The sequence below is a fragment of the Azotobacter salinestris genome (assembly GCF_009363155.1).
Classification (GTDB): domain Bacteria; phylum Pseudomonadota; class Gammaproteobacteria; order Pseudomonadales; family Pseudomonadaceae; genus Azotobacter; species Azotobacter salinestris.
Window position 1 is genome coordinate 1,892,745 of sequence record NZ_CP045302.1, and the last position, 24,481, is coordinate 1,917,225.

General features: G+C 70.4%; 23 protein-coding genes. 15 read left to right on the plus strand and 8 right to left on the minus strand.

What is annotated here, in order from left to right; translation table 11 throughout:
- Positions 1 to 34: 34 nt before the first annotated feature.
- Both GCU53_RS08930 and GCU53_RS08935 read right to left on the minus strand, forming a co-directional pair.
- The gene (locus GCU53_RS08930; protein WP_152387300.1) at positions 35 to 946 is read right to left on the minus strand and encodes an NAD-dependent epimerase/dehydratase family protein; all 912 of its coding nucleotides are present in this window, start codon (positions 944 to 946) and stop codon (positions 35 to 37) included.
- A 6-nt stretch (positions 947 to 952) separates the two neighbouring features.
- Complete coding sequence (locus GCU53_RS08935; protein WP_152387301.1) at positions 953 to 2,695, minus strand: fatty acyl-AMP ligase; 1,743 nt, start codon at positions 2,693 to 2,695, stop codon at positions 953 to 955.
- 288 nt (positions 2,696 to 2,983) lie between these two features.
- Here GCU53_RS08935 and GCU53_RS08940 point away from each other — a divergent pair, with 288 nt between their 5' ends.
- The 3 genes from GCU53_RS08940 (at position 2,984) to GCU53_RS08950 (ending at position 6,209) form a co-directional block, all read left to right on the plus strand.
- Positions 2,984 to 4,024, plus strand: coding sequence for an IS630 family transposase (locus GCU53_RS08940; protein ID WP_152385914.1), 1,041 nt, complete (start codon positions 2,984 to 2,986; stop codon positions 4,022 to 4,024).
- 210 nt (positions 4,025 to 4,234) lie between these two features.
- Complete coding sequence (locus GCU53_RS08945; RefSeq protein WP_244307086.1) at positions 4,235 to 5,395, plus strand: GNAT family N-acetyltransferase; 1,161 nt, start codon at positions 4,235 to 4,237, stop codon at positions 5,393 to 5,395.
- The gene (locus GCU53_RS08950; RefSeq protein ID WP_152387302.1) at positions 5,379 to 6,209 is read left to right on the plus strand and encodes an NTP transferase domain-containing protein; all 831 of its coding nucleotides are present in this window, start codon (positions 5,379 to 5,381) and stop codon (positions 6,207 to 6,209) included. Before GCU53_RS08945 ends, GCU53_RS08950 begins: the two co-directional genes overlap by 17 nt.
- Here the strand turns inward: GCU53_RS08950 and GCU53_RS08955 are convergent.
- Positions 6,200 to 6,979, minus strand: a complete 780-nt coding sequence (locus tag GCU53_RS08955; RefSeq protein ID WP_244307087.1) for a phosphocholine cytidylyltransferase family protein — start codon at positions 6,977 to 6,979, stop codon at positions 6,200 to 6,202. The genes GCU53_RS08950 and GCU53_RS08955 overlap by 10 nt on opposite strands.
- A 129-nt stretch (positions 6,980 to 7,108) precedes the next feature.
- On the opposite strand from GCU53_RS08955, the gene lptF reads away from it, so the two are divergent.
- The 9 genes from lptF (at position 7,109) to GCU53_RS09000 (ending at position 14,307) form a co-directional block, all read left to right on the plus strand.
- The gene (gene lptF / locus GCU53_RS08960) at positions 7,109 to 8,182 is read left to right on the plus strand and encodes an LPS export ABC transporter permease LptF (protein ID WP_152387303.1); all 1,074 of its coding nucleotides are present in this window, start codon (positions 7,109 to 7,111) and stop codon (positions 8,180 to 8,182) included.
- Positions 8,179 to 9,249 (plus strand): LPS export ABC transporter permease LptG, encoded by a 1,071-nt coding sequence (gene lptG / locus GCU53_RS08965; RefSeq protein ID WP_152387304.1) that lies wholly within the window; start codon positions 8,179 to 8,181, stop codon positions 9,247 to 9,249. Before lptF ends, lptG begins: the two co-directional genes overlap by 4 nt.
- A gap of 90 nt (positions 9,250 to 9,339) precedes the next feature.
- Positions 9,340 to 10,524 carry a CDP-alcohol phosphatidyltransferase family protein gene (locus GCU53_RS08970; RefSeq protein WP_152387305.1) on the plus strand — a complete coding sequence of 395 codons (1,185 nt, stop codon included), beginning with the start codon at positions 9,340 to 9,342 and terminating at the stop codon, positions 10,522 to 10,524.
- Complete coding sequence (locus GCU53_RS08975) at positions 10,517 to 11,485, plus strand: diacylglycerol/lipid kinase family protein (RefSeq protein ID WP_152387306.1); 969 nt, start codon at positions 10,517 to 10,519, stop codon at positions 11,483 to 11,485. The genes GCU53_RS08970 and GCU53_RS08975 overlap by 8 nt, the downstream gene beginning before the upstream one ends.
- A gap of 9 nt (positions 11,486 to 11,494) precedes the next feature.
- Complete coding sequence (locus tag GCU53_RS08980) at positions 11,495 to 12,463, plus strand: hypothetical protein (protein WP_152387307.1); 969 nt, start codon at positions 11,495 to 11,497, stop codon at positions 12,461 to 12,463.
- 52 nt (positions 12,464 to 12,515) lie between these two features.
- Positions 12,516 to 13,280: an aspartyl/asparaginyl beta-hydroxylase domain-containing protein gene (locus GCU53_RS08985; protein WP_152387308.1), complete on the plus strand. Its 765-nt coding sequence runs from the start codon at positions 12,516 to 12,518 to the stop codon at positions 13,278 to 13,280.
- 286 nt (positions 13,281 to 13,566) lie between these two features.
- Positions 13,567 to 13,767 (plus strand): KGG domain-containing protein, encoded by a 201-nt coding sequence (locus GCU53_RS26765; protein WP_152387309.1) that lies wholly within the window; start codon positions 13,567 to 13,569, stop codon positions 13,765 to 13,767.
- Positions 13,768 to 13,822: 55 nt separating this feature from the next.
- Entirely contained in the window at positions 13,823 to 14,017 is a 195-nt protein-coding gene (locus GCU53_RS26670) for a KGG domain-containing protein (protein WP_152387310.1), read from the plus strand.
- Between the two features lie 83 nt (positions 14,018 to 14,100).
- Positions 14,101 to 14,307 carry a DUF2795 domain-containing protein gene (locus GCU53_RS09000; protein WP_244307088.1) on the plus strand — a complete coding sequence of 69 codons (207 nt, stop codon included), beginning with the start codon at positions 14,101 to 14,103 and terminating at the stop codon, positions 14,305 to 14,307.
- A gap of 55 nt (positions 14,308 to 14,362) precedes the next feature.
- Here the strand turns inward: GCU53_RS09000 and GCU53_RS09005 are convergent, their stop codons facing one another.
- Positions 14,363 to 15,130, minus strand: coding sequence for an aspartyl/asparaginyl beta-hydroxylase domain-containing protein (locus GCU53_RS09005; protein WP_152387311.1), 768 nt, complete (start codon positions 15,128 to 15,130; stop codon positions 14,363 to 14,365).
- 73 nt (positions 15,131 to 15,203) lie between these two features.
- Positions 15,204 to 17,564, minus strand: coding sequence for an ELM1/GtrOC1 family putative glycosyltransferase (locus tag GCU53_RS09010; RefSeq protein WP_152387312.1), 2,361 nt, complete (start codon positions 17,562 to 17,564; stop codon positions 15,204 to 15,206).
- Positions 17,565 to 17,747: 183 nt separating this feature from the next.
- On the opposite strand from GCU53_RS09010, the gene GCU53_RS09015 reads away from it, so the two are divergent.
- Positions 17,748 to 18,566 carry a metallophosphoesterase family protein gene (locus GCU53_RS09015; protein WP_152387313.1) on the plus strand — a complete coding sequence of 273 codons (819 nt, stop codon included), beginning with the start codon at positions 17,748 to 17,750 and terminating at the stop codon, positions 18,564 to 18,566.
- Between the two features lie 13 nt (positions 18,567 to 18,579).
- Here the strand turns inward: GCU53_RS09015 and GCU53_RS09020 are convergent, their stop codons facing one another.
- Complete coding sequence (locus GCU53_RS09020; protein WP_152387314.1) at positions 18,580 to 19,641, minus strand: protein kinase family protein; 1,062 nt, start codon at positions 19,639 to 19,641, stop codon at positions 18,580 to 18,582.
- 136 nt (positions 19,642 to 19,777) lie between these two features.
- Here GCU53_RS09020 and GCU53_RS09025 point away from each other — a divergent pair, with 136 nt between their 5' ends.
- Together GCU53_RS09025 and GCU53_RS09030 are read left to right on the plus strand one after the other, a co-directional pair.
- On the plus strand, positions 19,778 to 20,800 hold the full coding sequence (locus GCU53_RS09025; protein WP_152387315.1) for a glycosyltransferase family 2 protein: 1,023 nt from the start codon (positions 19,778 to 19,780) through the stop codon (positions 20,798 to 20,800).
- Between the two features lie 36 nt (positions 20,801 to 20,836).
- Complete coding sequence (locus tag GCU53_RS09030; protein WP_152387316.1) at positions 20,837 to 21,553, plus strand: 2OG-Fe(II) oxygenase; 717 nt, start codon at positions 20,837 to 20,839, stop codon at positions 21,551 to 21,553.
- Between the two features lie 9 nt (positions 21,554 to 21,562).
- Here the strand turns inward: GCU53_RS09030 and GCU53_RS09035 are convergent, their stop codons facing one another.
- Together GCU53_RS09035 and GCU53_RS09040 are read right to left on the minus strand one after the other, a co-directional pair.
- Positions 21,563 to 23,101, minus strand: coding sequence for a diguanylate cyclase domain-containing protein (locus tag GCU53_RS09035; protein WP_244307089.1), 1,539 nt, complete (start codon positions 23,099 to 23,101; stop codon positions 21,563 to 21,565).
- A 212-nt stretch (positions 23,102 to 23,313) separates the two neighbouring features.
- Complete coding sequence (locus GCU53_RS09040; protein ID WP_152387317.1) at positions 23,314 to 24,465, minus strand: acyl-CoA dehydrogenase family protein; 1,152 nt, start codon at positions 24,463 to 24,465, stop codon at positions 23,314 to 23,316.
- Between the last annotated feature and the right edge of the window lie 16 nt (positions 24,466 to 24,481).

The following is a 24,481-nucleotide window of genomic DNA, read 5'->3' on the forward strand; positions in this document are numbered from 1 at the left end:
GGGGTCCTCCTCTCGTCCTGGAAGTGCCTTTCGTTTAGAACCAGCGCTCCTGCAAGGCCTCCCTCAGCGCTATCCGGGGCTCCCAACCCAGGGCGCTGCGGATCGGCTCGTTGCTGCAGGACCAGTCGGGATGGGTCAGTTCCCCCACCTTCGCCGGCGTCAGCATGGGCGCGCGGCCGGTGAGGTGCGACAGGAGCAGGTTGCCGCGGGCGAGCCCCTTCAGCAGCGGCGCCGGGATCACGATCCGGCGCACTGGCTCGTGGCGGATCTGCGTGGCGATGGCGGCGATGCCGTTCCAGTCGTAGCCGTCCGGCTGGCAGTCGTTCAGCTCGTAGGTGGCGCCCGGCGCCCGCGGCGCCTCCAGCCAGCGCAGCACGGCGCCGGCCAGGTCCTCGACGTGCAGGAAGCTGAGCCGCGCACTGTCCTGCCCCAGGGTGAACAGCCAGCCGCGCAGCAGCCACTCGAACAGCGGACGCATCTCCCGGTCGCCCGGGCCGTACACCGCGGTGGGCCTGAACACCGTCACGGCGATGTCCCCGGCCGCCTGGGCGACCCGGCGCTCGGCCTCGAACTTCGAGGCGGCATACCAGGACAGCTGCGGATGCCGGGCCGCCAGCGACGACATCAGCAGAAAGCGCGTGCAGCGGCCGCCGTTGCGGGCGGCCTCGAGCAGGCGCAGGCTGCCGTCGACATTGATGGCCTGGAAATGCGCGGGGCTGGCGCCGCGCACCGCGCCGGCGCAATGGATGACCGTATCTGCCCCGGCGACCAGCCGTGCCAGGGCCTCCTCGTCCTCGAGGGTGCCGCGTATCCAGACGGTGCCGTCCTCGAAGCCGCTCCGGCGGCGGCCCAAGGCGCGCAGCGGAACGCCCGCCTGGGTCAGGCGCCGGCGCAGGACGCCGCCGATGAAGCCGGTTGCTCCCGTCAGGGCAACGACGGACGCCACGGGCCGCTATCCGCAGACCCGGGACAGTCCGGGGGCGGACTGTGCCAGGAAACGCCTGCGCGCCTCGGCCCGTGAGGGCTTGCCCGACGAGGTGCGCGGCAGGGAATGGGGCGGCACCAGCTCCACCAGGGCGATGAAGCCGAATTCGCTGCTGATCAGCCCGCCCAGCGCGCGCACCAGGCGCTCGCGCCTCTCCGGGTCGATCACCCGGCACTGGACCTGCACCACGACCTGGGGATCGGGCGTCGTGGGAATGAGGAAGGCGATCACGTCGCCCGGACGGATGTCCGGCTGGGACTCGACCAGGTATTCGACGTCCTGCGGCCAGATGTTGCGGCCGCGCACGATCAGAAGATCCTTCTGCCGGCCGGTGATGAACAGCTCGCCGCCGCTCAGGTAGCCGAGATCGCCGGTATCCAGCCAGCCATCCTCCACCAGGACCGCCTGGGTGGACTCCTCGTCGCGGAAATACCCCGACATGGTGCTCGGGCCCTGAACCATCACCCGGCCGATCCGCCGCTCCGCCAGAGGGCGGCCGGCCTCGTCGCGGACCTCCAGGCGGTGTCCCGGCAGCGCGGCGCCGCAGTTGACGAAGGTGCTGGCCCGGCTTTCCTCGCCGCCGAAGGGCACGGCCGCCGACTGCAGCTCCAGGGCCCGGCGCTCGATGCGATCCACCCGGACCCCGGCGCCGCGCCGGCCGAAGCTGACGCCCACGGTGCTTTCCGCCAGGCCGTAGCTGGGCAGGAAGGCCGTGCGCTCGAAGCCGGCCGGGGCGAACTGCTCGGCGAAGCGCTCGAGCACCTCCGCGCGGATCGGCTCCGCGCCGATCCCGGCGACACGCCAGCTGGACAGGTCGAAGCGGACGGCCTCGCCTTCCCGGCTGCGCCGGGTGCAGATGTCGTAGCCGAAGGGCGGGGCGAAGGAGATGGTGCCGCGGTTGCGGCTGATCAGGTTGAGCCACTGCCGCGGGCGCATGGCGAAATCCTGGGTGCGCAGGTAGTCCACCGACAGCTGCGCGGCCATCGGGCCGAGCACGAAGCCGACCAGCCCCATGTCGTGATAGAAGGGCAGCCAGGAGACGCAGCGGTCGTCGGGACGCACGCCCAGCCCCGCGCGAATGATGCCCTGCAGGTTGGCCATGACCGCCCGCTGCGTCACCACCACCCCGCGCGGAAAGCGGGTGCTGCCCGAGGTGTATTGCAGATAGGCGACCTCGTCCGGCCGCGAGGGCTCCAGCGTCACCGGCGGCGCCTCCCGGGTCTTCAGCTCCTCGGTGGAGCCGACGAGCAGCCCGGCAAAGGGCGCGGCCGCCTCCTGCGCGAACGGCAGCCAGGCGGCGGGCGCCAGGACGGCGGCCGGCGCGCAGCTCCTCAGCAGCGCGCCGAGCCTCTCGACATAGGCGGCATGGCCGCCCACCCCGGTGGGAATGGGCAGCGGCACCGGCACGAAGCCGGCGTACTGGCAGCCGTAGAAGGCCTTCATGAATCCCGGCTCGCTGTCGGCGATCAGCGCCACCCGGTCGCCGCGGCGCACGCCCAGCCCGTGAAGGCGCCTGGCCAGGGCCAGCGCCTCCTGGCGCAGTTCGGCATAGGGGACGACCGCCGTCAGGCGGCATTGTCCGTCATGGAAGTTCAGGCCGGTATGTCCCAGTGCCGCATAATCGAGGGCTTCGGCAAGCGTCGAGAAATCGCCTAAACGCGGCGGCAAGATGTTCAGCGTAGGAGTTGCAGGCATAGAGGGTCTGGCCATGATTCCAGTCCTGGTATGTTTTAGCGCAACAACTTATTCCCTTATTTCCCATTTTCCTGCGGCGGACCGAGCAGCAAGGCCGGCAGAAGCATTTCGAAGCACAAAAGACAGATGAAGCGTGGCGGACCACGATCTGGTGAGAGTAGTCCATTTTGCTCGGTCAAGGGGGCCGCGGGGAAAACGGGATGACAGGATGGTTAAAGCCGGCAGGCCGGGCCATGCGCGCCCTGCCGGCGGACTTCCACTATTAAGGTGGCCCTTAAATAGACGTCTAGTTAGACTTCAGGCATGGAAAAGATCGACGCCCGCAAACTGACCGCAGAGAGTCGCAAGCTGCTTCGCCAGATAGTGATTCGCCTGCGCCAGCAGTCCAACATGAAAGTCGAGGAGTTGGCCTCGGTCACCGGTGTGCATCCGACCACCATCAAGACTTGGCTGACCCGTGCCAACCGCGAGGGCGCGCAAGCCCTGGAGGAAAAGCGTCGGGGGCGCCCGGCGGGCGCCTGCCGCAAGCTGACGCCGGCCGACGAGCAGTGGCTGCGCGAGCAAATCGTCGAGCAACCCCCGCAGCAGCTGCAGTTGCCGTTTGCCCTATGGACGCGCCCGGCCATCAAGGCGCTGGCCAGGGAACGCCTCGGGATCGAGCTGCAGGACCGGTTGATCGGCAAGTATCTCAAGCGCTGGGGGTTTACGCCTCAGCGTCCCGTGAAGCGGGCGCAGGAGCAGCGGCCGGAGGACATCGAGCGCTGGCTGAAGCAGACCTACCCCCAGGTCAAGGCGCGCGCCGCTGCCGAAGGAGCGGTGATTCACTGGGGGGACGAAACCGCAGTCAAGGAGGATGCGAACTGGATACGCGGCTACGCCCCCAGGGGCCAGACGCCAGTGCTGGCGACGCCCACTCGCTGGCACAAGCTGTCGATGATCTCCGCAATTTCGCCCCGTGGCGAGGTGGCCTTCCAGATCGTCGAAGGCAGTATCAACGCGCTGCGTTTCATCGACTTCCTGAGCCGCCTCGTTGAAGGGACACCGCAGAAGATCTTCCTGGTGGTCGATAACCTGCGCGTCCACCATGCCAAGGTGGTCAGCGAGTGGCTCAGTGACAAGCAGGACAGGATCGAACTGGTGTTCCTACCACCCTATGCGCCCGAGTCCAATCCCGACGAGTACCTGAATCGGGATTTCAAGACGGCGCTGCGCAGCGGCCCGGTCAGCCATGACAAGGCCAGCCTGCTGGACAAGGCGATGGCTTTCATGAACACACTCGGCAGCTTGCCCGACAAGGTCATGGCCTATTTCCAGCATCCTGCAGCACGCTATGCCATGGCGTGAATTTAAGGGCCTGATTAATAATCTTTTTCATTTGCTCTGGAAAACCGCCCGCCAAATGGCCTTTCCAATAAAAGGGAAATACCCCTCCGCGAACTTCACAGTGATTGCCTCGCGACAACTTCATTGATGGCGAAGTTGCGGCAAGGGGCGAAGCATGGCTGCACCGCCTATAAGTTCAGTGGCCATGTCGGCCATTTGGACGAGAGGACCGTGGATGTGAATCGACCGTTTTCCCCAGGGAATGGAGCGCTCGTCACCAGACCGGTGCAGAGCAGGGCCGATCTCGCCGCCTTCATCGGCCTGCCGGGCCGGCTGCACCGGGACGATCCGCACTGGGTGGAGCCCCTGCACGCCGAGCGCCGCGACCATCTGTCGGCGAAGAATCCGCTCTTCGCCCATCTCGATTGGCAGGCCTGGATCGCCTGGTCGGGCGCCACGCCCGTGGGCCGCATCAGCGCCCAGGTGGACCGCCTGCACCGCCAGTTGCACGGCCCGGACACGGGCCACTTCGGCATGCTGGCGGCAGTCGACGATCCGGCGGTCTTCGAGACGCTGCTGGCGAACGCCGAGCACTGGCTGCTCGAACGGGGCGCCCGGCGGATAACCGGCCCCTTCAGCCTGAACATCAACGAGGAAAGCGGCCTGCTGGTCGAGGGCTTCGACCGGCCGCCGGCGGTCATGATGGGCCACGGCCAGCCCTGGTACGGCGCCCGCATCGAGGCGCTGGGCTACTGCCCGGCCACGGACCTGCTGGCCTACTGGATGCGCACGGACGAGCTGCACTTCCCGCCCCCGCTGCGCCAGCTGATGGAGCGCTGGCGGGACCGCGTGCGCATCCGGCCGCTGGACCGCCGCCGCTTCGCGGCGGAGATGCGGCTTCTGCGGGACATCTTCAACGACGCCTGGGCCAACAACTGGGGCTTCGTCCCCTTCACCGCCGAAGAATTCGAGGCCCTGGGCGACCACCTCAGGCTGCTGGTGCCGGACGACCTGCTGTACATCGCCGAGGTCGACGGCGAACCCGGCGCCTTCATCGTCGCCCTGCCCAACCTCAACGAGGCCATCGCCCCCCTGCAGGGGCGCCTGCTGCCCTTCGGCTGGCTCCGCCTGCTCTGGGGGCTCAAGGTCCGCGGCCTGCGCACCGCCCGCGTGCCGTTGATGGGCGTGCGCCAGGCGCATCAGCGCAGCCGTCTGGGCTCGGCGCTGGCGCTGTACCTGATCGAGGCGCTCAAGCCGCCCTTCGTCCGCCGCGGCCTCCAGGCGCTGGAGATGTCGTGGATTCTGGAAGGCAACCGCGGCATGCGGAACATCCTCGAGCACATCGGGGCCTACCCCTACAAGAGGTACCGGGTCTATGAAAAGCGCATCTGAAGCCGGGTGCTGCAGCGTGCTGGTGCTGGCCGCCGACCGCCATGCGGAGGACGCCGTGGCGAGCGCGGCCGGGGTCGCCTGCAAGGCCCTGGCGCCGGTCGGCGGCGTGCCGATGGTCCACCGGGTGGTGCAAAGCCTGCGCAGGAGCCGCCGGGTCGGCCGCATCACTCTGGTCGGGCCGGCGCACGCCCTGCTCCTCCGGGATGCCGAACTCGCGCGCGAGCTGGCCAGCGACGCCCTGGGCTGGCAGGAGAACGCCGCCTCGCCGAGCGCCAGCGCCGCACGCGCCCTGGAAGGCGAGGACCTGCACCGGCCGGTGCTGTTGACCACGGCCGACCACGCCCTGCTGAGCCCGGCCATGGTCGATCACTTCCTCGAGCAGGCGCTGGCCAGCGGCTGCGACTTCGTGGTCGGCGTCGCCCGGCTGGACACCGTGCGAGCACGCTATCCCGACACCCGGCGCACCGCCATACGGCTGCGTGGTGGGCCGTACTGCGGCTGCAACTTGTTCGCCTTCACGACCGCCCGGGGCCGCCGGCTGGCGTCCTTCTGGCGCGGCGTCGAGCAGGCGCGCAAGCGGCCCTGGCGGGTGATCGGCGGCGCGCTGGGCCCGGCCGCCACCCTGCGCTACCTGCTCGGCCGCCTGACCCTGGAGCAGGCCCTGGCACGGCTGTCGCGGCGGCTCGGGGTGAAGATCGGCGCCGTGGTGCTGCCCTTCGCCGAGGCGGCCATCGACGTCGACACCGCGGCGGATCTCGCCCTGGTCGAGCGCATTCTGGCGCAGTGCCCCGCGGAGCGAGCCGCTCAGCCCTGAGCCACGGCCAGGGGCGTCTCCCAGAGGTGGGCCTTGGCCCTGACCGCCTCCAGATCGGCCGGGAAGTCCAGCTCGCCCCAGCCGAGCCCCTCGATGGACTGCACGAACACCTGGCCGGTGCTCTGCGCCAGCTGGTCGATGATGCTGAGATACCAGCGCTGCAGGGCCTCCGGCCGGCGCATCTGCGCCTCGAGGCTCTGGCGGAACAGCGCCGCGCCCGGCGCCTGGAAGTACATCATGCCGATGGATTCGCCATCGATGCGGGTCAGCGGCAGCGTCTTGCCGACCCGCTCCAGCCGCGTGCCGTCCAGGCAGACCTTCATGTCGTCGCTGTCGTAGCTGGCCTTGCGGTCGACGGCCAGGGTGATGGGCCGTGGCGGCGCCGCCAGCAGGCGCTCGAGGACCGCCGGCTCGAACAGGGTGTCGCCGTTCAGCAGCAGGAAGGCCTCCTGCATTGCGTGCCGGGCCATCCAGCAGCTGGCCAGGTTGTCCGCCACCTCGAAGAAGGGATTGAACAGCGTAGCGATGGCGCCGGTCCCGTAGCGCTCGTCCAGCACGCGCTCGACCTGCTCCGCGCCATAGCCCACGACCACGGTGATGTGGCCGATGCCGGCGGCCAGCAGCGCATCGATCTGGCGCTCGATGACGCTGCGTCCGGCAATGTCGAGCAGGCACTTGGGGCTGCTCTGGGTGAAGGGAAGAAGGCGACGTCCCTGGCCTGCGCTCAGGATTACCGCCCGACGGAGTTCATTCCGCTTGAAAGGGTGCATGCCATCCCCCGCTCTTGATCTGTAAACCCGAGCCACTCCGTTCGGCTAAAGGACTACGCTCCTGAGAATAGATCACGGCTTCAGGGATGGCCTGGCCGGGTGCATGGCACGGGGAAGGTTCAAGCATTCATGCTGCTGATCGAGCGCTACGTCATCACCGAGACACGCCGGCCGCTGCTGGTCATGCTGGGGATTCTCACCTTCATCTTCGCGGCCTACTCCTCCGAGCGCTATCTGGCCGAGGCCGCCAACGGCACCCTGGCCCTCGAGGTGGTGTTCGACATCGTCGTCTACAAGGTGCTGATCGCCCTGGAAGTGCTGGTGCCGGTGGCCCTGTACGTATCGGTGGTCCTCTGTCTGGGGCGCCTGTACCACGACTCGGAGATCACCGCCGTGGCCGCCGCGGGCATGAGCCCGCTGCGGCTCTACAAGGCCGTGGCCATCCTGGCGATCCCGATCGCCCTCGCCGTGGCCGCGCTGTCCCTGTACGGACGGCCCTGGGCCTACGCCAACGCCTACCGGCTCGAGCTGGAGTCGAAGACCGAGCTGGACATCGGCCACCTGCTGGCCGGGCGCTTCAACGTCAATGCGGAGAACGGCCGGATGATCCTGGCCGAGCGCATCGACCGCCGCAGCGGGCGGCTCAGGGACGTGCTGATCTTCGACGGCGGCGAGCGCCGAACCCGCCTGTACCGCTCCCGGGAGGCCTGGATCGCCGATCCCGACCCCGAGGACCCGATCGTCGAGATGACCCACGGCACCGCCTATTCGCTGCAGCACGAGGGCATCAAGGACAAGCGGGTGTTGTTCCAGCGGATGGCCATCCACCTCGAGCCGCTCGAATCGACCGCGGAGTTCCGCAGGAAGGCGGCCCCCCGGCCGGCGCTGCGGGCCTCCGCGGCACTCCCCGACCGGGCGGAGCTGCAATGGCGCGAAACCCGCGGGGTCAGCACCTTCCTCCTGGCCCTGCTGGCCATCCCGCTCAGCCGGACCGCGCCCAGGCGCGGCCGCTTCGCCGCCCTGCTGCCGGTCACGGCGGTCTACGCGGCGATCTTCTACGCCGGCGACATCTGCAAGAGCCTGGTCGGCAACGGCTCCCTGCCCCTGATGCCCGGACTCTGGCTGGTGCCCCTGGCCATGGGGCTCGTCCTGCTGGCGCTGATCGTCCGCGAGCGGGCCATCGTCCGGGTGAAGACCGGATGAGGATTCTCGACCGCTACCTGGTGCGCAGCCTGTTCCTCGGCTTCGCCGCCGCGGCGGCCCTGCTGCTGCCGCTGTTCAGCACCCTGGACCTGGTCGGCGAGCTCGACGACATCGGCGACGCGGAATACCGTCTGCAAGAGGCGCTCGAAGTCGTGCTGATGACCCTGCCGCGCCGCGCCGTGGAGCTGGGCCCCTTCATCGCCCTGCTGGGCGGCATCGCCGCCCTCGGCCAGCTCTCCCTCACCCAGGAGCTCAGCATCCTGCGCACGGCGGGCATCTCCGCCACCCGCATCGGCCTCACCGCCCTGCTGGCCGGGACGACGCTGGCCGTGGCGCTGGGCGCGCTCGACGAATTCGTGGCCTCGCCCCTGCAGCAGCAGGCCATTCAGGTGCGGGCGCACGCCAAGCCGGGCGACGACAAGGACAACAGCATCTGGGCGCGCCGGGACGACCAGGTCGTGCGCATCGGCGGCCTGCGCGCCGGGCGCGTCCCCGACCATCTGGAGATCTTCCGCTTCGACGGGCAGAACCAGCTGCGCGAATACATCCTGGCCGACCACGCCGAGGTCCGCCCCGGCGGCACCTGGCTGCTGCGCGACGTGCGGCTGAAGCGCTGGAGCGACGAGGCGGAAAGCGTCGAGCAGCTCGAGCAGATGCCCTGGCGCGCCATCCTGCCCGACTCGCGCCTGCACGAGGTGTCCCTGCCCCCCGAGAGCCTCTCGGCGCGGCAACTGCGCCGCTACGTGCAGTTTCTGCAAGGCACCGGCCAGCCGGCGCTCCAGTTCGAGATCGCCCTCTGGCAGAAGCTCGGCGTGCCGATCCTGACCCTGGCGATGATCCTGTTCGCGCTGCCCTTCACCTTCGCCCCGGTGCGCTCGACCGGACTCGGCAGCCGGCTGGCGCTCGGCGCGGTCCTCGGGCTGCTGGTGTACATCGGCAACGAGATCCTGATCAGCCTGGGCCAGCTGTTCAAACTGAACGCCATGCTGGTCGGGCTGGCGCCGGCCCTCGTCCTGCTCGGCACGGCCCTGGCCCTGGTGCGCCGGTTCGACCGCGGCAGGCCCTGAGCGACGCCGCCGCCGTGCCGATTGCGCCGGACGTGCTTTCATTAACGAGTCCCGACACATTTCGGTCACTTGGGTCAAGGCAGGGAAACCATGACGACATGCGTCCATCTGCTGGGCGATTGCAGCGTACGCCTGTGGGGATTGACCTCCAGGGAAAGGCTCGGGCGGATGCTCGAAAAGCACCCCGGAGCGCGCCTGTGCGAGGCGCATGAGCCCCTGCCGCCGGCCGGGAGCGTGCTGCTGCTGCGCGAAGACTACCTGTACGACGAGCGGGTGCTGCGCGGGCTGCTGGACACGCCGGACGTCGCCCTGCAGGACCCGCGCGACGGCAGCCTGGTCGCCGCCCGCCTGCCGGCCGGCGAGCTGGCCGGGACGGCCGGCTTCGACGCCCCGGCCATCGGGCGGCTGCGCCGGGTGCGCCCGGATACGGTGGCCTCCGGCCTGCAGGAACAGCTGCGCAAGTTCGACCCGCCCTGGGTCGCGCGCATCGCGGAAGGCGAGCGCGAGGCCCTGGAAAGGTCGCTGTTCGACGGCGCCTACAAGGGCGTCACCGACTTCATCACCCGCGGCGTCTGGCCGGTGCCGGCGCGCCGGGCCACGGCCTGGTGCGTGCGCCTGGGCCTGAGCCCCAACCATGTCACCGCCGCGAGCTACGTTCTGGCGATCCTCGCCGGCTACTGGTTCTGGCAGGGCGCGTACGGCGCGGGCCTGCTCGCCGGCTGGATCATGACCTTCCTCGACACGGTGGACGGCAAGCTGGCGCGGGTCACCGTCACCTCGACCCGCTTCGGCGACCTCTTCGACCACGCCCTGGATCTGGTGCACCCGCCGCTCTGGTACCTCGCCTGGGGAATGGGACTGAGTGCCGGCTGGGATGCCGCCATTCCCCTGGATACGCTGCTGTGGGTCATCTTCGCTGGCTATGTCGCCGGCCGCCTGTGCGAGGGAGCCTTCAAGTTCGCCGCGCCCTTCTCGCTGTTCCTCTGGCGTCCCTTCGACTCGCTCAACCGCCTGGTGACCGCCCGCCGCAACCCCAACCTGCTGATCCTGACCCTGGCCTGGGCGCTGGGCGCCGGCGATACCGGCCTGCTGCTGGTCGCGCTCTGGACGCTGGTCTCCACGCTGGTCCTCGCCGCCCGGGTGTTCTGGGCGCTCCTGCTGCGCCGGCGCGGCGCCGAGCTGCAGCCCTGGCTGAGCCAGATCGACCTGCGAGCCGAGGGCCACCGGCCGATCGTGCGCCTGTTCGCGCCGCGCTCCGGGCTGAGCGATGTCTGAGGCCGGAGCGCGGCCGGCGCGGATCGCCATCCTGCTGAACCCCGGCAGCGGACGCGTCCGCCGCCAGCTGCCGGCGCTGCGCCGGATCGCCGCCACTGTGCCCGGCGCCCTGCTGCAGGAGGTCTGCGACGCCCAGGAGATCGCCCGGGCGCTGCGCCACTGGCGCGCCGGGCCGCAGGACCTGGTGGTGGTGCTGGGCGGGGACGGCACCCTGCAGGCCGTCCTGACCGCCCTCCTGCAACGACCGGCCGCCGGCCTGCCCGGCCTGCTGGTGGTGCCGGGGGGCACCACCAACATGAGCGCGAGCGACCTCGGCGCGCGCCTGAAACCCGAGGCCGCGCTGCGCGCCCTGTGCGCCTGGCTGCGGGGCGCCGGACCGGCGCCGCAGGCGGTGCGGCGCGCCGTGCTGCGGATCGACGGCGAGGCGGACCTGGGGCCGCAGTTCGGCATGTTCTTCGGGACCGGCGCCATCCTCAGCGGAGTGCGCTATTTCCACCGGCACATCCGCCCGACCGGCGTGCGCGGAACCCTGGGGCCGGCGCTGGCCCTCGGCCGCCTGCTGTTCTCGCTGCTCGGCAACCGGCCGCACCCGCTGCTGCCGGCGATGCCGGCCCGGCTCAGCGCGACGGACGCCGACTGGCAGAGCGACTGGCTGCTGGTGCTGGCCTCGACCCTGGACCGCCTGCTGGTCGGCTGCCGGCCCTACTGGGGAGCCGAACCGGCTCCCGTGCACGTCACCGCGGTCCGCCATCGCCCGCGCCGCCTGCTGCGGGTCCTGCCAGCCCTGCTGTGCGGGCGCGGCGCGCGCGTCGCCCGCGAGCAGGACGGCTACCTCAGCCGCAATCTCGAGGCGCTGAGCCTGAGCGGGCCCGACGACTTCCTGCTCGACGGCGAACTGTTCCAGACCCGGGCGCCGATCCGCCTGTCCAGCACACCCCCGCTATGCTTTCTGACCTTCTGAGGCCGGCCGATGCCCGACGTACCGCCCTTGCCCGCACCGCCACCGGACCTGCTCGCCGAGATCGCCGGCCAATGCGCCCGGCCGGTCGCCGGGGAACTGCACCAGCTCTGCGCCGAAGCCCGCGCCCGCTTCGGCGACGCCCTGGTGGCGCTGCTGTTCTACGGCTCCTGCCTGCGCAGCGGCAATCCCGGCGAAGGCCTGGTCGATCTCTATGCGATCGTCGACGACTATTCCCACGCCTACCCCAGCCGCCTGCTGCGGCTGGCGAACGCCTGGCTGCCGCCCAACGTCCTGCTCCTGCGCACGCGCACGGCCGACGGCCGGCTGCTGCAGGCGAAATGCGCGGTGCTGTCGCTGGCGGATCTCGAACGGGGAACCGCCCGCTGGTTCCAGAGCTACCTGTGGGGACGTCTCGCCCAGTCGTCGCGCCTGGTCTACTGCCGGGACGAACGGATCGAGCGACGGGTACAGGAGGCGCTGGCCCGCGCGGTCCTCACCCTGCTCGAGCAGGCCCTGCCGTGCCTGGAGCCGCGCTTCGACAGCGAGACGCTCTGGCAGCGGGCGCTGGCGCGCAGCTACGGCTGCGAGCTGCGCCCGGAGTCGGCCGACCGCCCGGCCCGGCTGGTGCGCCACGACCGGGAGCACTACCGGCGCCTGACCCGGGCCGCCGTCCCGGCGCTCGCCGGCCTGGAGGCCGTCGCCGGCGAGGCCGACCTGTACCGCAACCGCTTGTCCGCCGCCGCCTGCCGGCAGGGCCGCCGGCGCTGGCGGCTGCGGCGCCTGCAGGGACGGCTGCTGAACCTGGCCCGCCTGGCGAAGGCGTCCTTCACCTTCGAGCTGGGTGTGGACTACGTCGTCTGGAAGCTGCAGCGCCACCTGGACCAGCCCGTCGAGATCAGCCCGCGCCTGCGCCGCCATCCGCTGATCTTCGGCTGGCCCCTGCTCTGGCGGCTGCTGCGGGAGCGGCGCCTGCATTAGTTCGACCAACCAATCGTGTGCCGGGCATGCCTGGCCGATCCGGGGGAGTCCCATGGAACAGAGCAACGACGACATCGCGCCGGCGCCCCGGCGCAAACGCAGGCACCGCCCCAGCGTGGCCGTCGGCCTGTGGCTGATCAAGCGTCTGGAACATGCGATCCGCCACTATTCGACCGTGGGCACTACGCCGTTCTTCGATACCCGGCAGTTTCCCTGGGTGCCCGTGCTGGAGGCCAACTGGCAGGCCATCCGCCAGGAGCTGGAGCAGGTCCTGGAGCAGCGCGAGCGGCTGCCGAACTTCCAGGACATCTCCCGGGACCAGTTGAACATCACCCAGGACGACCGCTGGAAGACCTTCTTCCTCTACGGCTACGGCTACAAGATGGAAGGCAACTGTGCACGCTGCCCGGAGACCACGCGGCTGGTCGAGGCCATTCCCGGGATGTACACCGCCTTCTTCTCGATCCTCGCCCCCGGCAAGCACATCCCGCCGCACCGCGGCCCCTACAACGGCCTGCTGCGCGCCCACCTGGCGCTGATCGTGCCCGAGCCGCGGGAGCAGTGCCGGATCCAGGTCGGCGACCAGGTCCGCCACTGGGAGAGCGGCAAGTGCCTGGTGTTCGACGACACCTACCGGCATCAGGTGTGGAACGACACCGACGGCACCCGCGTCGTGCTGTTCCTCGACGTGCAACGGCCTCTGGCCTGGCCGGGGACGCTGCTCAACAGGGCGGTCCTCCGGCTGATCCGCTGGTCGCCCTTCATCCAGGACGCGCGGCGCAACCACCGCGCCTGGGAGCGGGGGCTGGAGCGTTAGGCTTGGCCGGCTGCCGCCTATGCATGCGCCACCGAACGGCCGCCTCGTATGCGATCGGCTATATGGCTATATGAAGACGGCCGGTTATTCACACGGCCCCACAGTGATTGACGAATCCTTCACGGCTACCGCCCATTCGTCGGCGATCGGTGCCGGCAGCCTTCGACGGCATGAACTCCTGGTTTCGACCACCTTCTGACACGTTGACGACGGCTCTTTTTATCCGGGCCTCGCCCGGAAAATCTGTCCGAACGGCAATCACCAGCGCAAAAGCAGGAGGTGCAGGATGACAGAGAAGAAAAAAGGCGACATGAGCGTCAGCGAAGCGGGCCGCAAGGGCGGTGAAAGCACGGCGGCGACCCACGACCACGAGTTCTACGAGGAAATCGGCCACAAGGGTGGCGAGAAAGGCGGCCAGCGGGTCCGCGAACTGGTCGAAGAAGGCAGGAAGTCCGAAGAAACCGGTAAGAAAGGCAAAAAATCCTGAACGTGCGGGAAGCCCGGCCTGACCGGGCGCCTCCCGTCACCCGAGGAGACAGCAGATGGCCAAGACCGAGAAAGGCAGGATGAGCGTCGGTGAAGCCGGCAAGAAAGGTGGCCAGGCCACGTCCGCCACCCATGACCGCGAGTTCTACGAGGAGATCGGTCACAAGGGCGGCGAAGCGGGCGGCAAGAAGGGCGGACAGCGTGTCCGCGAGCTGATCGAGGAAGGCAAGCGCCAGGAAGACAAGTCCTGAGCGGCCGGCGCCGAATGAACATATGCAGCGGCACGCCAGAGGGACCGTCCCCCTGCTCCGTGCCCACCCTATGGAGGTGCATCATGACCAGAGGCATGGGTGGTCATTCCCCGTCCAACATCTCCCATCACCTGAAAGGCATCGACTTCCCGGCGCAAAAGAACGACCTGCTGAAGCAGGCCGAACAGAATGGCGCCGACGAAGAGGTGCTGGATACCCTCAAGCGCATGCCGGACGAGCGCTACGAAAACATGGCGGACGTCATGAAGGGCTACGGCTCGGTGCACTGAGCCGATCGCACGGAGCGGGCCCTCGGCCCGCTTCCTCTTTCCTGTTCCCGGCCGCTCAATCGTCCAGCAATTTGTGCGCCTCGTCCCAGGCCGCCAGGTTGCGCCGCGCCTCCTGAACGAACGGGCTATGCCGCACCGCGCCGAGAAACAGGTCGCCCAGCAGGCGCCCGGGCAGGCGCAGCGGGCGCTTGAACTGGATCAGCAGCACCACGCGGGTCTGCTCGGTGTCGTTCCACACCTCGTGGGGATAGGTGTCGTCGAAGACCAGGCACTGGCCGTCGCCCCAGCAGGCCGTCTGGTCGCCGACCTGGATGCGGCAGCGCTCGGCCGGCGTCGGCGTCATCACCCCCAGGTGGCAGGTCATGATGCGCTTGGTCACGCCGGTGTGCCGCGGGATATGCGCGCCAGGCGCGAGGATCGAGAAGAAGGCGCTGTTGAGCCCGGGCACCACCGACAGCAGCCGCGCCGTCTCCGGGCACTGGCGGCAGCCGTTGTCGATCCGGTAGCCATAGCCCCAGAGAAAGAACGACTGCCAGGCGTTGCCCGCGGCGATGCGCCGGTGGTCCGGGGAAATGTCGCGCAGGGCCGGTATCGGGGTGCGCTGCTCGAGCAGTCGGTCGAGTTCGGCGCGCACGACCGGCCAGGCGGCCTCCAGCTTCGCGGTCCAGGGGAACAGCCGCTTGTCGAAGACCGGCGGATCGCCCACCAGGGAATTGCGCGCCAGGTAGCGGTTGAGCAGCGGCCGCAGTTTCTTGCCGGTCCGGTACAGGGCGCTGCGCTTGACCTTGTCCCTGGCCACCTCGGCCGAAGCCATCTCCTTCATTCGGACACTCCCGGTTGCCGGCTGCGGATGCCGGGGCAGCGGCGCTGCCCGGAGGACGTTGGTCGTCCGCCGCTCATGGCACGGGCCGCTCCGCCACCATCACCTCGCGGATCGCCTGCAGGGCACGGTCGCGGGAAGCGGCGAGCAGGGCCGGCGAGAGTCCCGGCGGGTGGTCCAGCCCTTCCGGCAGGGGCGCCACGCCCAGGGACAGGTGCACCTGCTCCATGCGCCGCTCGCGACTGATCCAGCCCGCCTCGACCACCCGGTCGTAGAAGCGCCCGAGCCGGTTCTGCTGCCGGGGCACGCCGCGACTGCCGGCGACCCGCTCGACCACGCCCATCCGCCGCTCCAGCAGGTGGCGCAGCCGCTCCTTGCGCTGCCGGCGCACCGGCAGGGGGAACACCGCCACCGGCCGGCCGGTCATGCAGGCCTCGGTCAGCATGGAGACGCTCTCGCCGGTGACGATGAAGGCATCGGCCAGCGCCAGCAGGGCCCGGTAGGGATTGTCGCCCGGACTGCCGAAGCGGTAGCTCCACAGCGGCGTGTCGATGGCCGCCAGCAGGGCATCGATCGCGCTGCCGGAGGTACGCGGGCTGGTCGAGAGAAGCAGCGATCCGCCGCGGGCCCTGGCCGCGACGCCGGCCTCCCGGCCCAGCGCCGCGGCGGTCTGCGCATCGAGCCGGTAGGGGATGCTGTCGCCGCCCACCAGCAGCGCGATCCAGGGCCGCGGCAGAGGGGCGAAGCGCTGCCGCCAGGCTTCCAGCGCCGCCTCGTCGAGCGGACGCTCGCCGATGAAGGGCGCCGGCAGATCGACGACGTTGGCGCGCAGCGGCAAGCCGTACTGCGGGGTCGTCACCACCCGGTCGAAGCGGGCCAGCGGCGCGCGCGGGCGCCCCAGCACCACCAGCCGCGTGCGGCCCTGCGAGCGGCGCTGTATCCGGCGGGCCAGCGGTGCGGTACGCCGTCCTGCGCTGAGCACCAGGTCCGGCCAGGGCGGCGCCAGGCCGGCCTCGGCGGCGCCCGGACGCTTGATCTCGCAGGGCCAGCCCAGGGCCTCGGCGATGTCGGTCAGCTGCGCATTGTCGCCGGCATGCTCGCCCTGCAGCACCCAGACCCTGGGCAGCCCCCGGCCATCCCGGCTGCGCTGGGCGAAGTCCGCCCGGAAGCGCTGCGTCCGCCCCTGGCGGTCCAGGCAGTCGAGCTGCCAGCAGCGGTCCGGATAACGCTGCGCCACCCGGCGCAGCAGCGTCCGCCAGCCGTCCGGGCTGCCGATCGTCGAGTCCTCGGCGCCGAGCGCCGCCCGGACGAACACCCAGCGGCGGCCGAGCCGGAACAGCCGGTCCACCACCCAGGGCAAATCCTCCACCGGCAGCCGTTCGAGGCCGGTCGCGGCGATCGCATCCCGGGGCACCGGGTCGTCGCTTCCGATCCGCTCCAGCGGCCAGAGCGGCAAGGACAGCTCGGCGGCCTCCGCCGCGCTCCAGGGCCCGGCCAGCGCCAGCTGCGTGGCATCTGCCGCCCGCGCCCGGCGCTGAAACTCCGCCGGCGACGCGGCCGGCATCCGGGCCGCCTGTTCGCAGCCAGCGACGAAGCCGGGACTGGGATGCGCCGCCGTGTAGATTTCGTAGCCCTCGCGGTCGGCCGCCTGCTCCAGGCTGAGGAAATGCTCGGCGAGGGGATGGATCTGGTAGGAGTACTGCCCGGGCGTCGGGCGCCAGGGCTGCAGGTGCAAAGCCGTGTAGTGCAGCAGCCGGGATTCGCCCGGCCGGTACTCGAAGTCCCGGGCGTGCCAGCGGGGATCGAGCGCGCCCCAGCGCCCCGGCTCGGCGGCCGCCTCCGCGCACAGGGCCTTCTTCGGCTCGCGGCAGGCCCTGGCGAAGGTCCAGCAGCGGGCCATGCGCGCGCAATCGATCAGCATCACCGCGGTGTCCTCGGGACGCAGCGCCAGATAGCCGTGCTCGCCCATCGGCTGGTCGAACAGTTCGGCGGGATCGGCGGTGTAGATCTGGTCGACGTCGTTGTAGATCGCCCGCCCCTGGCGTCCGGCGAGGTCGGGAATGGCGAAGCGGTAGTTGGTGAAGCCGGTGCGCCAGCCCCGTTGCGCGAAGCCCGGCAGGCCGGTCATGCGGTAGACCTCGTAGCGGCGCTGCGGATCGCGCACCTGCTCCAGCGAATAGAAGAAGATGCGCTCGGCCCGGTGCTGCGCCGGCTCGGTGCCGAGGAAGATCCGCACGGCCGGCGCCTGTGGCGCGCCGGGCCGGGCCTCCAGCACGACGGGGACGATCTCCGGCACCGCCGGCGCCTCGTCCGGGCGATCCCGCGCCGCGGCGGCGCCCGGCCGGGGCGCGGCCCAGGCCTGGAAGGCCGGCGACTGCTGGTGAAGCGCAAGAAGTTTCCGTACTGCCTCGTTGATTTTCAGGGCAAAGAAAGTCATGCGTCCGCTCATCCCTTGCGAGTACGGCAGTTGAACCTTGGCCAGGCCGGCCCCGCTGAATATATAGTTCATCCATTGCGCACACGCGTGGCTCATGGTCAGGACGCTTCCACCCGAAGTGCGGGCCAATGCCCCGGCCGGCGCGCTCGTCGACTCCTTCGCACAGAGGCGGTTCCCGGCAGCATGACGCGCATCCTGCACATCTCCGACACCCATTTCGGCACCGAACAGCCGCCGGTCATGGCGGCCCTGGAAGCGCACGTGCGCGAACGCGGCGCCGACCTGCTGGTGCTGTCGGGGGACATCACCCAGCGTGCCCGGCGCGACCAGTTCGACGCGGCGCAGGCCTTCGTCCGGCGCCTGGAGGACTGCGGCATCCCGCGAACCCTGGTGATCCCCGGCAACCACGACCTGCCGCTGTACAACCTGCTGTCGCGCTTCCTGTCCCCCTACGGCAACTACTGCCGGCACTTCGGCCGGGAGCTGGAGCCGGCCTTCGAGAACGACGAGCTGCTGGTCATCGGCCTGAACACCACCCATCCCTGGCGCCGCAAGGACGGCCGGGTGTCGAGCGAGCAGGTGCAGGCGGTCTGCGAGCGCCTGCGCCGCTGCGATCCGGACAAGCTGCGCATCGTCGTGGCCCATCAGCCGTTCGGCTCCATCGTGCCCGCGGACCTGAGCAACCTGCAGCACGGCGCCCAGGAGGCGCTGACGCGCTGGGCCGAGGCCGGCCTGGACATCGTCATGGGCGGGCACATCCACCTGCCCTACGTGCTGCCGCTCAGCGGCCAGTACCCCGAGCTGGCGCGGGAGATCTGGACGGTGCAGGCGGGCACCGCCGTGTCGGCGCGGATCCGCGGCACCGCGCCGAACTCGTTCAACCGGCTGCATCTGAGCCAGCAGCCGGAGAAGCGGGTGGAGGTCGAGCGCTGGGACTACCAGACCCACAGCGGCCGCTTCGTGCCCGGCGGGCATTTCTACCTGAACTGGCCGGCCCGCTGAGCCTGCGCTTCGCTCAGCGAGGCACGGCCAGCAGGTCCTCGAGGGCGGCGATCAGCTGCCGCTCCTCCCGCGCGCCGTCGGCGGGCGCCGCACTCGCCCCGTGCGAAGGCGGCCGGCGCTGCCCCAGCCTCTGCAGCTGGCGCTCGAGGGCGGCAGGCTCGGGACGGCTTTCCAGCAGGCGCCGCCGCGAGAACGGCCGCTTGGTCGAATAGCCCACCAGGAGCGGCAACAGCCGCTCGGCCTCGGCGAGGCCGGCCCCAGCGCCCGAGATCTGCCGCAACAGCCGGCAGGCGGCCTCCGCCAGCCGCGGCGAGGGTGCACTGCGCTTGCCGTTGAGCTCGTGCAGGAGCACCCCCAAGTGCAGCGCCGCCGAGACGGCGGAATCGGCGTCCAGGCACATCTGCCCGCAGTCGATCACCCGCAGCGGCGCCCGCGCATCGGGCGCGACCATGAGGTTGGCCGGATGCAGGTCGAGATGGCTGATGCCGGCCTCGCGCAGCGCCGTCAGCACGTCCAGCGCCTGCCAGAGCAGCGCCCGGCGGCGCGCGGCATCCTGCTCGTGCTGCCGCCAGGCGGTGCCGAACGGCTGCCAGCCGGCCAGATACTCCTGCAGCAGCACCTGCCGTACCGGCAGGCCGCAGCGGAAGTACTCGCCGAAGGCCAGGGTCCTGACCCCGTGCCGGGTGCGCTCGGCCAGCGCCAGGTTGTGCGCCAGCTCGGCGGTCCCGTGACTGACGCCCAGCAGCGGGCCGCTGCAACCAAGCAGCGCGCCGAGGCGCTTGCGCGGGCCCAGGGCCATCTGCTTGACGAAATAGCCGGGCGCCTCCGGCCGTTCCGGCGGTACCAGCCGGTAGATGCGCCGCGCCTTCCCGGCCTTCTCGCGCAGCAGCGCCATCCCGGCCGCCTCGCCCGTCGCCAGGTAGTGGTCGACGATCCGGGCCGCCGCCTGCGCCTCCGCGTCGGCCAGCCACCAGCGCCAGCCCGAGCCGGACAGGGCCAGCGGACCGACGAACCGGGCGCTGAGAAACCCGGGCCTCGGCCAGCCCGTGCCAAAACCCGCTGCACGAAGGCTCATCCGCTCGCTCCCGCTGCCATGGACCCGATTGAGAATAAGCTGCCCGGGGCCATCCTGCCGGCCCGTTGCACTACGCTGAGGATGTTCGCAGCGTCAGGCGCTTCGGCAGCAGCGCCCTTGCCCGGGAAATCTCGCCATGACTCGACCACCGCGCGTGACGGTCTTCATTCCGGTCCACAACCGGCAGCATTACATCTCCACCGCCGTCGACAGCGTGCTGGCGCAGACCTTCGGGGACTTCGAGCTGCTGGTCGTCGACGACGGCTCGACCGACGCCACCCTCGAGGTGCTGTCGCGCTACCGCGACCCGCGCCTGCGCGTGGAATGCAATCCGCGCAACCTGGGCATTCCGGCGACGCGCAACCGCGGCCTGGAGCTGGCGCGCGGCAAGTACATCGCCCTGCTCGACAGCGACGACAAGGCCTGGCCGACCCGCCTCGCCCGCCAGGTCGAGGCCCTCGACCGTCATCCCGAGCTGGCCCAGATCGGCAGCGCCTGCGACTTCATGGATGCCGACGGCCGGCGCCTGAAGAAAGTCCGCCGCCAGCCGCTCGATCCCGACGAGGTGGCCGCCAGCCTGGCGTTCTACTGCGCCCTGACCAACCGCACCATCATGGCGCGCACCGCCGTCCTGCGCGCGCATGGCTACCGCGAGGACTTCCCGCGCTGCCAGGACTACGAGCTGCACCAGCGCCTGTCGCGGACGCAGCGGATGGCCAATCTGGGCGAGGTGCTGGTCTGCGGGCGCGAGCACGACGGCCGCTTCACCAAACAGACCGACACCCTGGGCCGCGAGCGCAAGCGCGAGATCTGCCGCCGTGCGCTGGGCGAGCTGGGCATCGAGCCGAGCGAGGACGACCTCGACCGCCACTATGCCCTGGCGCGCCCCCGGCGGCTCGGCGCCGCCCTGGACGAGGACTATCTCGACTGGGCCGACCGCTGGCTGGCCCGGCTCGAGGCCGCCAACCGGCGCACGCGGCGCCATGCGCCCGAAGCGCTCCTGCGCGTCATGACCGAGCGCTGGGTGCAGCTGTGCTGGCAGGCGCGCCGGCCGCTCGGCCCCAACGCCTGCCTGCGCCTGCTGCGCTCGCCGCTGGCCCGCCGCCTGCCTTCGGCATTGCTGCGCTTCCTGCGCACGCCCCGCCCGCTGGCCGGCTGAGTCCCTCCTCCCACCACGCGCCAGAAGGAGCACGACATGCGCTATCTGGATCTCGAGGCCCTGGAGCGCATGGACGCCCGGGCATTCCAGCGGCAGCAACCCTATCCCTGGGCCAATCCGGCCGGCCTGCTGACCGCCGAGGGCTATGCGGCGCTGCGCGACAGCCTGCCCCCGGTGGAAAGCTTCACGGCGGTCTTCGGCAAGGCGCGCCGCCACGGCCAGCAGTCCCATGACCGCCTGGCGCTGGAGTATTCGCCCGGACTCGCGCTCTCGCCGCACTGGCAGGCCTTCGTGGACGAGCTGAGCGGCCCGCACTACCGGCAGTTCATGACCCGCATGCTGGGCACCCGCGCCTTCCGGCTGCGCTTTCACTGGCACTACACGCCGGCGCGCTGCTCGGTCTCGCCGCACTGCGACGCCCGCGAAAAGCTCGGATCGCACATCTTCTACTTCAACACCGAGGACGACTGGCGGGCCGAATGGGGCGGGCAGACCCTGGTGCTCGACGACGGCGGCCGCTTCGACAGCAGGAGCGCGCCGGCCTTCGAGGACTTCGAGCGCATCATCGAGTCCCGGGCGCTGGGCAATTACAGCCTGCTGTTCCGCCGGCGCGGCAACTCCTGGCACGGGGTGCGCGAGCTGAGCTGCCCGCCGGGCCACTACCGCAAGGTCTTCATCGTGGTCATCGACGAGCGCCAACCGCTCCGCCAGCTGTCCCGGCGGATCAAGGGGCTGTTCGGGCGTGCCGCCTGAGAGCCGGCCTCAGACGCTCGCCGCCTGCCCCGCCCCGAAGATCCGGTAGCAGGCCTTGCCTGCGTGCTTGGCCTCGTACATGGCGTGATCGGCCTCGCGGATCAGGCTGTTGGCATCGCTGTGCTCGCCGGCGAAGGCCACGCCGATGCTCGCCGAGACAGCGATGGGGGATTGTCCGCCGCCCAATGCCATGGGCCGGCTCACCTGCTCGATCAGCCGCTTCAGGATGCCGTCGAGGATGGTCCCATCGTTCACCCCCGGCAGCACCAGCACGAACTCGTCGCCGCCGAAGCGGGCGAGCGTGTCGGAGGGGCGCAGCACGGCCTGCATGCGCTGCGCGACCTCCTTGAGGAGCAGGTCGCCGGTCTGATGGCCGAAGCGGTCGTTGACCGCCTTGAAACCGTCCAGATCGAGCACGCAGACCGCCAGCCGGCCGCCCTGCCGGCGCTGCTGACCGAAGGCCATGTGGATGCGGTCGAACAGCAGCCGGCGGTTGGGCAGGCCGGTCAGGGCGTCGTAGTAGACCAGGCCGTCGAGCTCCCTCTGCCGGCTCAGCAGCTCGCGGTTGAGCCGCGCCAGGGCGATGGCGCCGCGCCAGGAGCGGTCGAGAAAGAGCAGCAGGACCAGGGTCAGTGCCAGCAGCGACAGCATCAGCAGCAGGGGCAGGACACTGACCGACAGGCCGCCGAGGCCTTGCGGGGCGACGAACTCGATGAGCCACTCCCGGCCGGGAATGCTCAGCCGGCCCTGGACCACAGCATCTCCGGGCTCGCGGGGCACCGCGCCGCGCGGGTGGATGGCCAGCGGCTGCCCGTTCTCCAGGTCGTAGAGACGCACGGCCACCCGCTGCTGCCCGAACGACAGGCTCCTGAGCAGTACGGTGGGCTGCAGCATCAGGATCAGATGGCCCGCAAGGGCCTGCCAGCGCTGCCCGTCGCTCACCACCGGCATGCCCTTGCGATACAGCGGCTGATAGATGGCGACCGCCGGCGGCCCGTCCGGGTCCTGCAGCAGCGAGAAGACCGGGGTGGTCCGCTGCAGGCCCAGGCGGGCCGAGGCGAGCGCCACCTCCCGGTTGTGGGGGCGCGTCAGGATGTCGAGCCCGAGCCCCCGGCGGTTCGCCTCGAGCGGCTCGATGTACCAGATCGGCAGATACTCCTCGCGCGCGGGCGCCGGCACCGGGAGCCGGCCATCGGCGCTCACGTCGAAGATGCCGAGCGGGCGCTCCTGCAGGGACAACAGCTTCCACTCGAATGTGGCGCGCTGGTCATGGGCGATCTTCGGCGCCCAGTGCATGGCCAGGATTTCCGGGTAATTCGGCAGCACCTCCCGGGCGAAGCGGGCAAACTCCTCGCGTTCCACCGTCTCGGCCGCCATGAACAGGCCGCGAAAGGCCATCAGGACCTGCGGCGAATGGTCCAGCAAATTCTGGACACTGCGGAGCTGGACGTGCGCCAGGCGCTGGAACTCGGCGGCCTGCACGCGCCGCTCCAGCGCGGAGCTGTACAGGTAGGCGATCACCGAGATCAGCCCGCCGAGTCCTCCCACCGCCAGCAATCTGGCCCAATGCCCGCGCCGTGCGCGTCGATCCGCCCCCATCATTCATGCCTTCGCCTGGAGCCGCTACCCTTCAAGGCTGTGAATTATATGGGTGAATGCCTGCCTGCACCGCTCGCCGATCGCATTAGGCACGAGGATATCCGACCTGCACACGGCCCAACCTGCCCGGGCCGGGGACGCAAAAGGATAAGCGGGCCCCCTCAGGTGTAGTTCGCCGGATCGGGCGCCTCGTCCTTGAGCGCCCAGCGGCCGAGCATGTTCAGCTTGTAGTCGATCGGGTCGTGCAGGGTGTGGGTGCGCACGTTGCGCCAGTAGCGGTCGAAGCCGAGCGAGGCGCGGGTGCCGCGGGCGCCGACCACCTCGAACAGCTCCTGGCTGGCGAACAGCCCGGCGCGATGGGCCAGCACCTTGGCCTCGGCCACCGCGACCGCCACCCGGGCGCGCTCCGCGGCGGTCAACGCGGGCCCGCGGGAAAACGCCCGGTCGATCAGCTCGGCGGCGCGCTCGGCCAGGGCGCGGCCGGCGGCGATCTGCACGTGCATCTCGCCGAAGCGGTTCTGGGTGAAGGGATCGTCCACCGCCTGTGCGGCCGGCGAGGTCAGCCAGGGCCGCGCCTGGCCGTGGGCGTAGTCGCGGGCCTCGGCGAAGGCGCCCTCGGCGATGCCCAGGTAGAGGTTGGTCAGCACCAGCTGGCCGAAGCAGTTGCGCAGGGTGTGGAAGGCGCTCGGCGTGGCGTCCGCCGGGCGCAGCACATCGCGCGCCTCCAGCGGCACCCGGGTGAAGCGGATCGAGTTGCTGTCGGTCTGGCGCTGACCGATGGGCTCCCAGTCGTCGAGCACCTGCACGCCGGAATGCTCGGTGGAAACCACCCCGAGCAGCGGCTGGGCGTGCTCGCCGAGCACCGCCGAGAGGGTCATGAAGTGCGCGCCGACGGTGCCCGAGCAGAAGGACTTGGTGCCGTCGAGCAGAAAGCCGCCGGCCGTGGGTTCGGCGACCAGGCGGCGGTCCAGCGGGTTCATGCCGTTGCCCCACCAGCACTGGTGCTCGGCGGTGTGGCCGAGCAGACGCGTCTGCTGCTCCTCGCTGCCGTAGATCAGCACGGTGGCGACCTGCAGCTGGTGGAAGGCCAGGATGTGGGCCAGGGAGCTGTCGACGGCGGCCAGCCGGCGCACCAGGGCGAAGATCTCCTGCCAGTTGCGCTCCAGGCCGCCCAGGGCGCGGGGAATGGCCAGCAGCAGCAGGCCGGCGTCGCGCAGCAGCGCCTTCTCCGCGGCGGCATGGCCGCCCCGGGCATCGCGCTCGACGGCGCTGGCCTTGATGTGTTCGAACAGGGTGTGCAGATCGTGGGACATGTCGGTCAATCGGTCG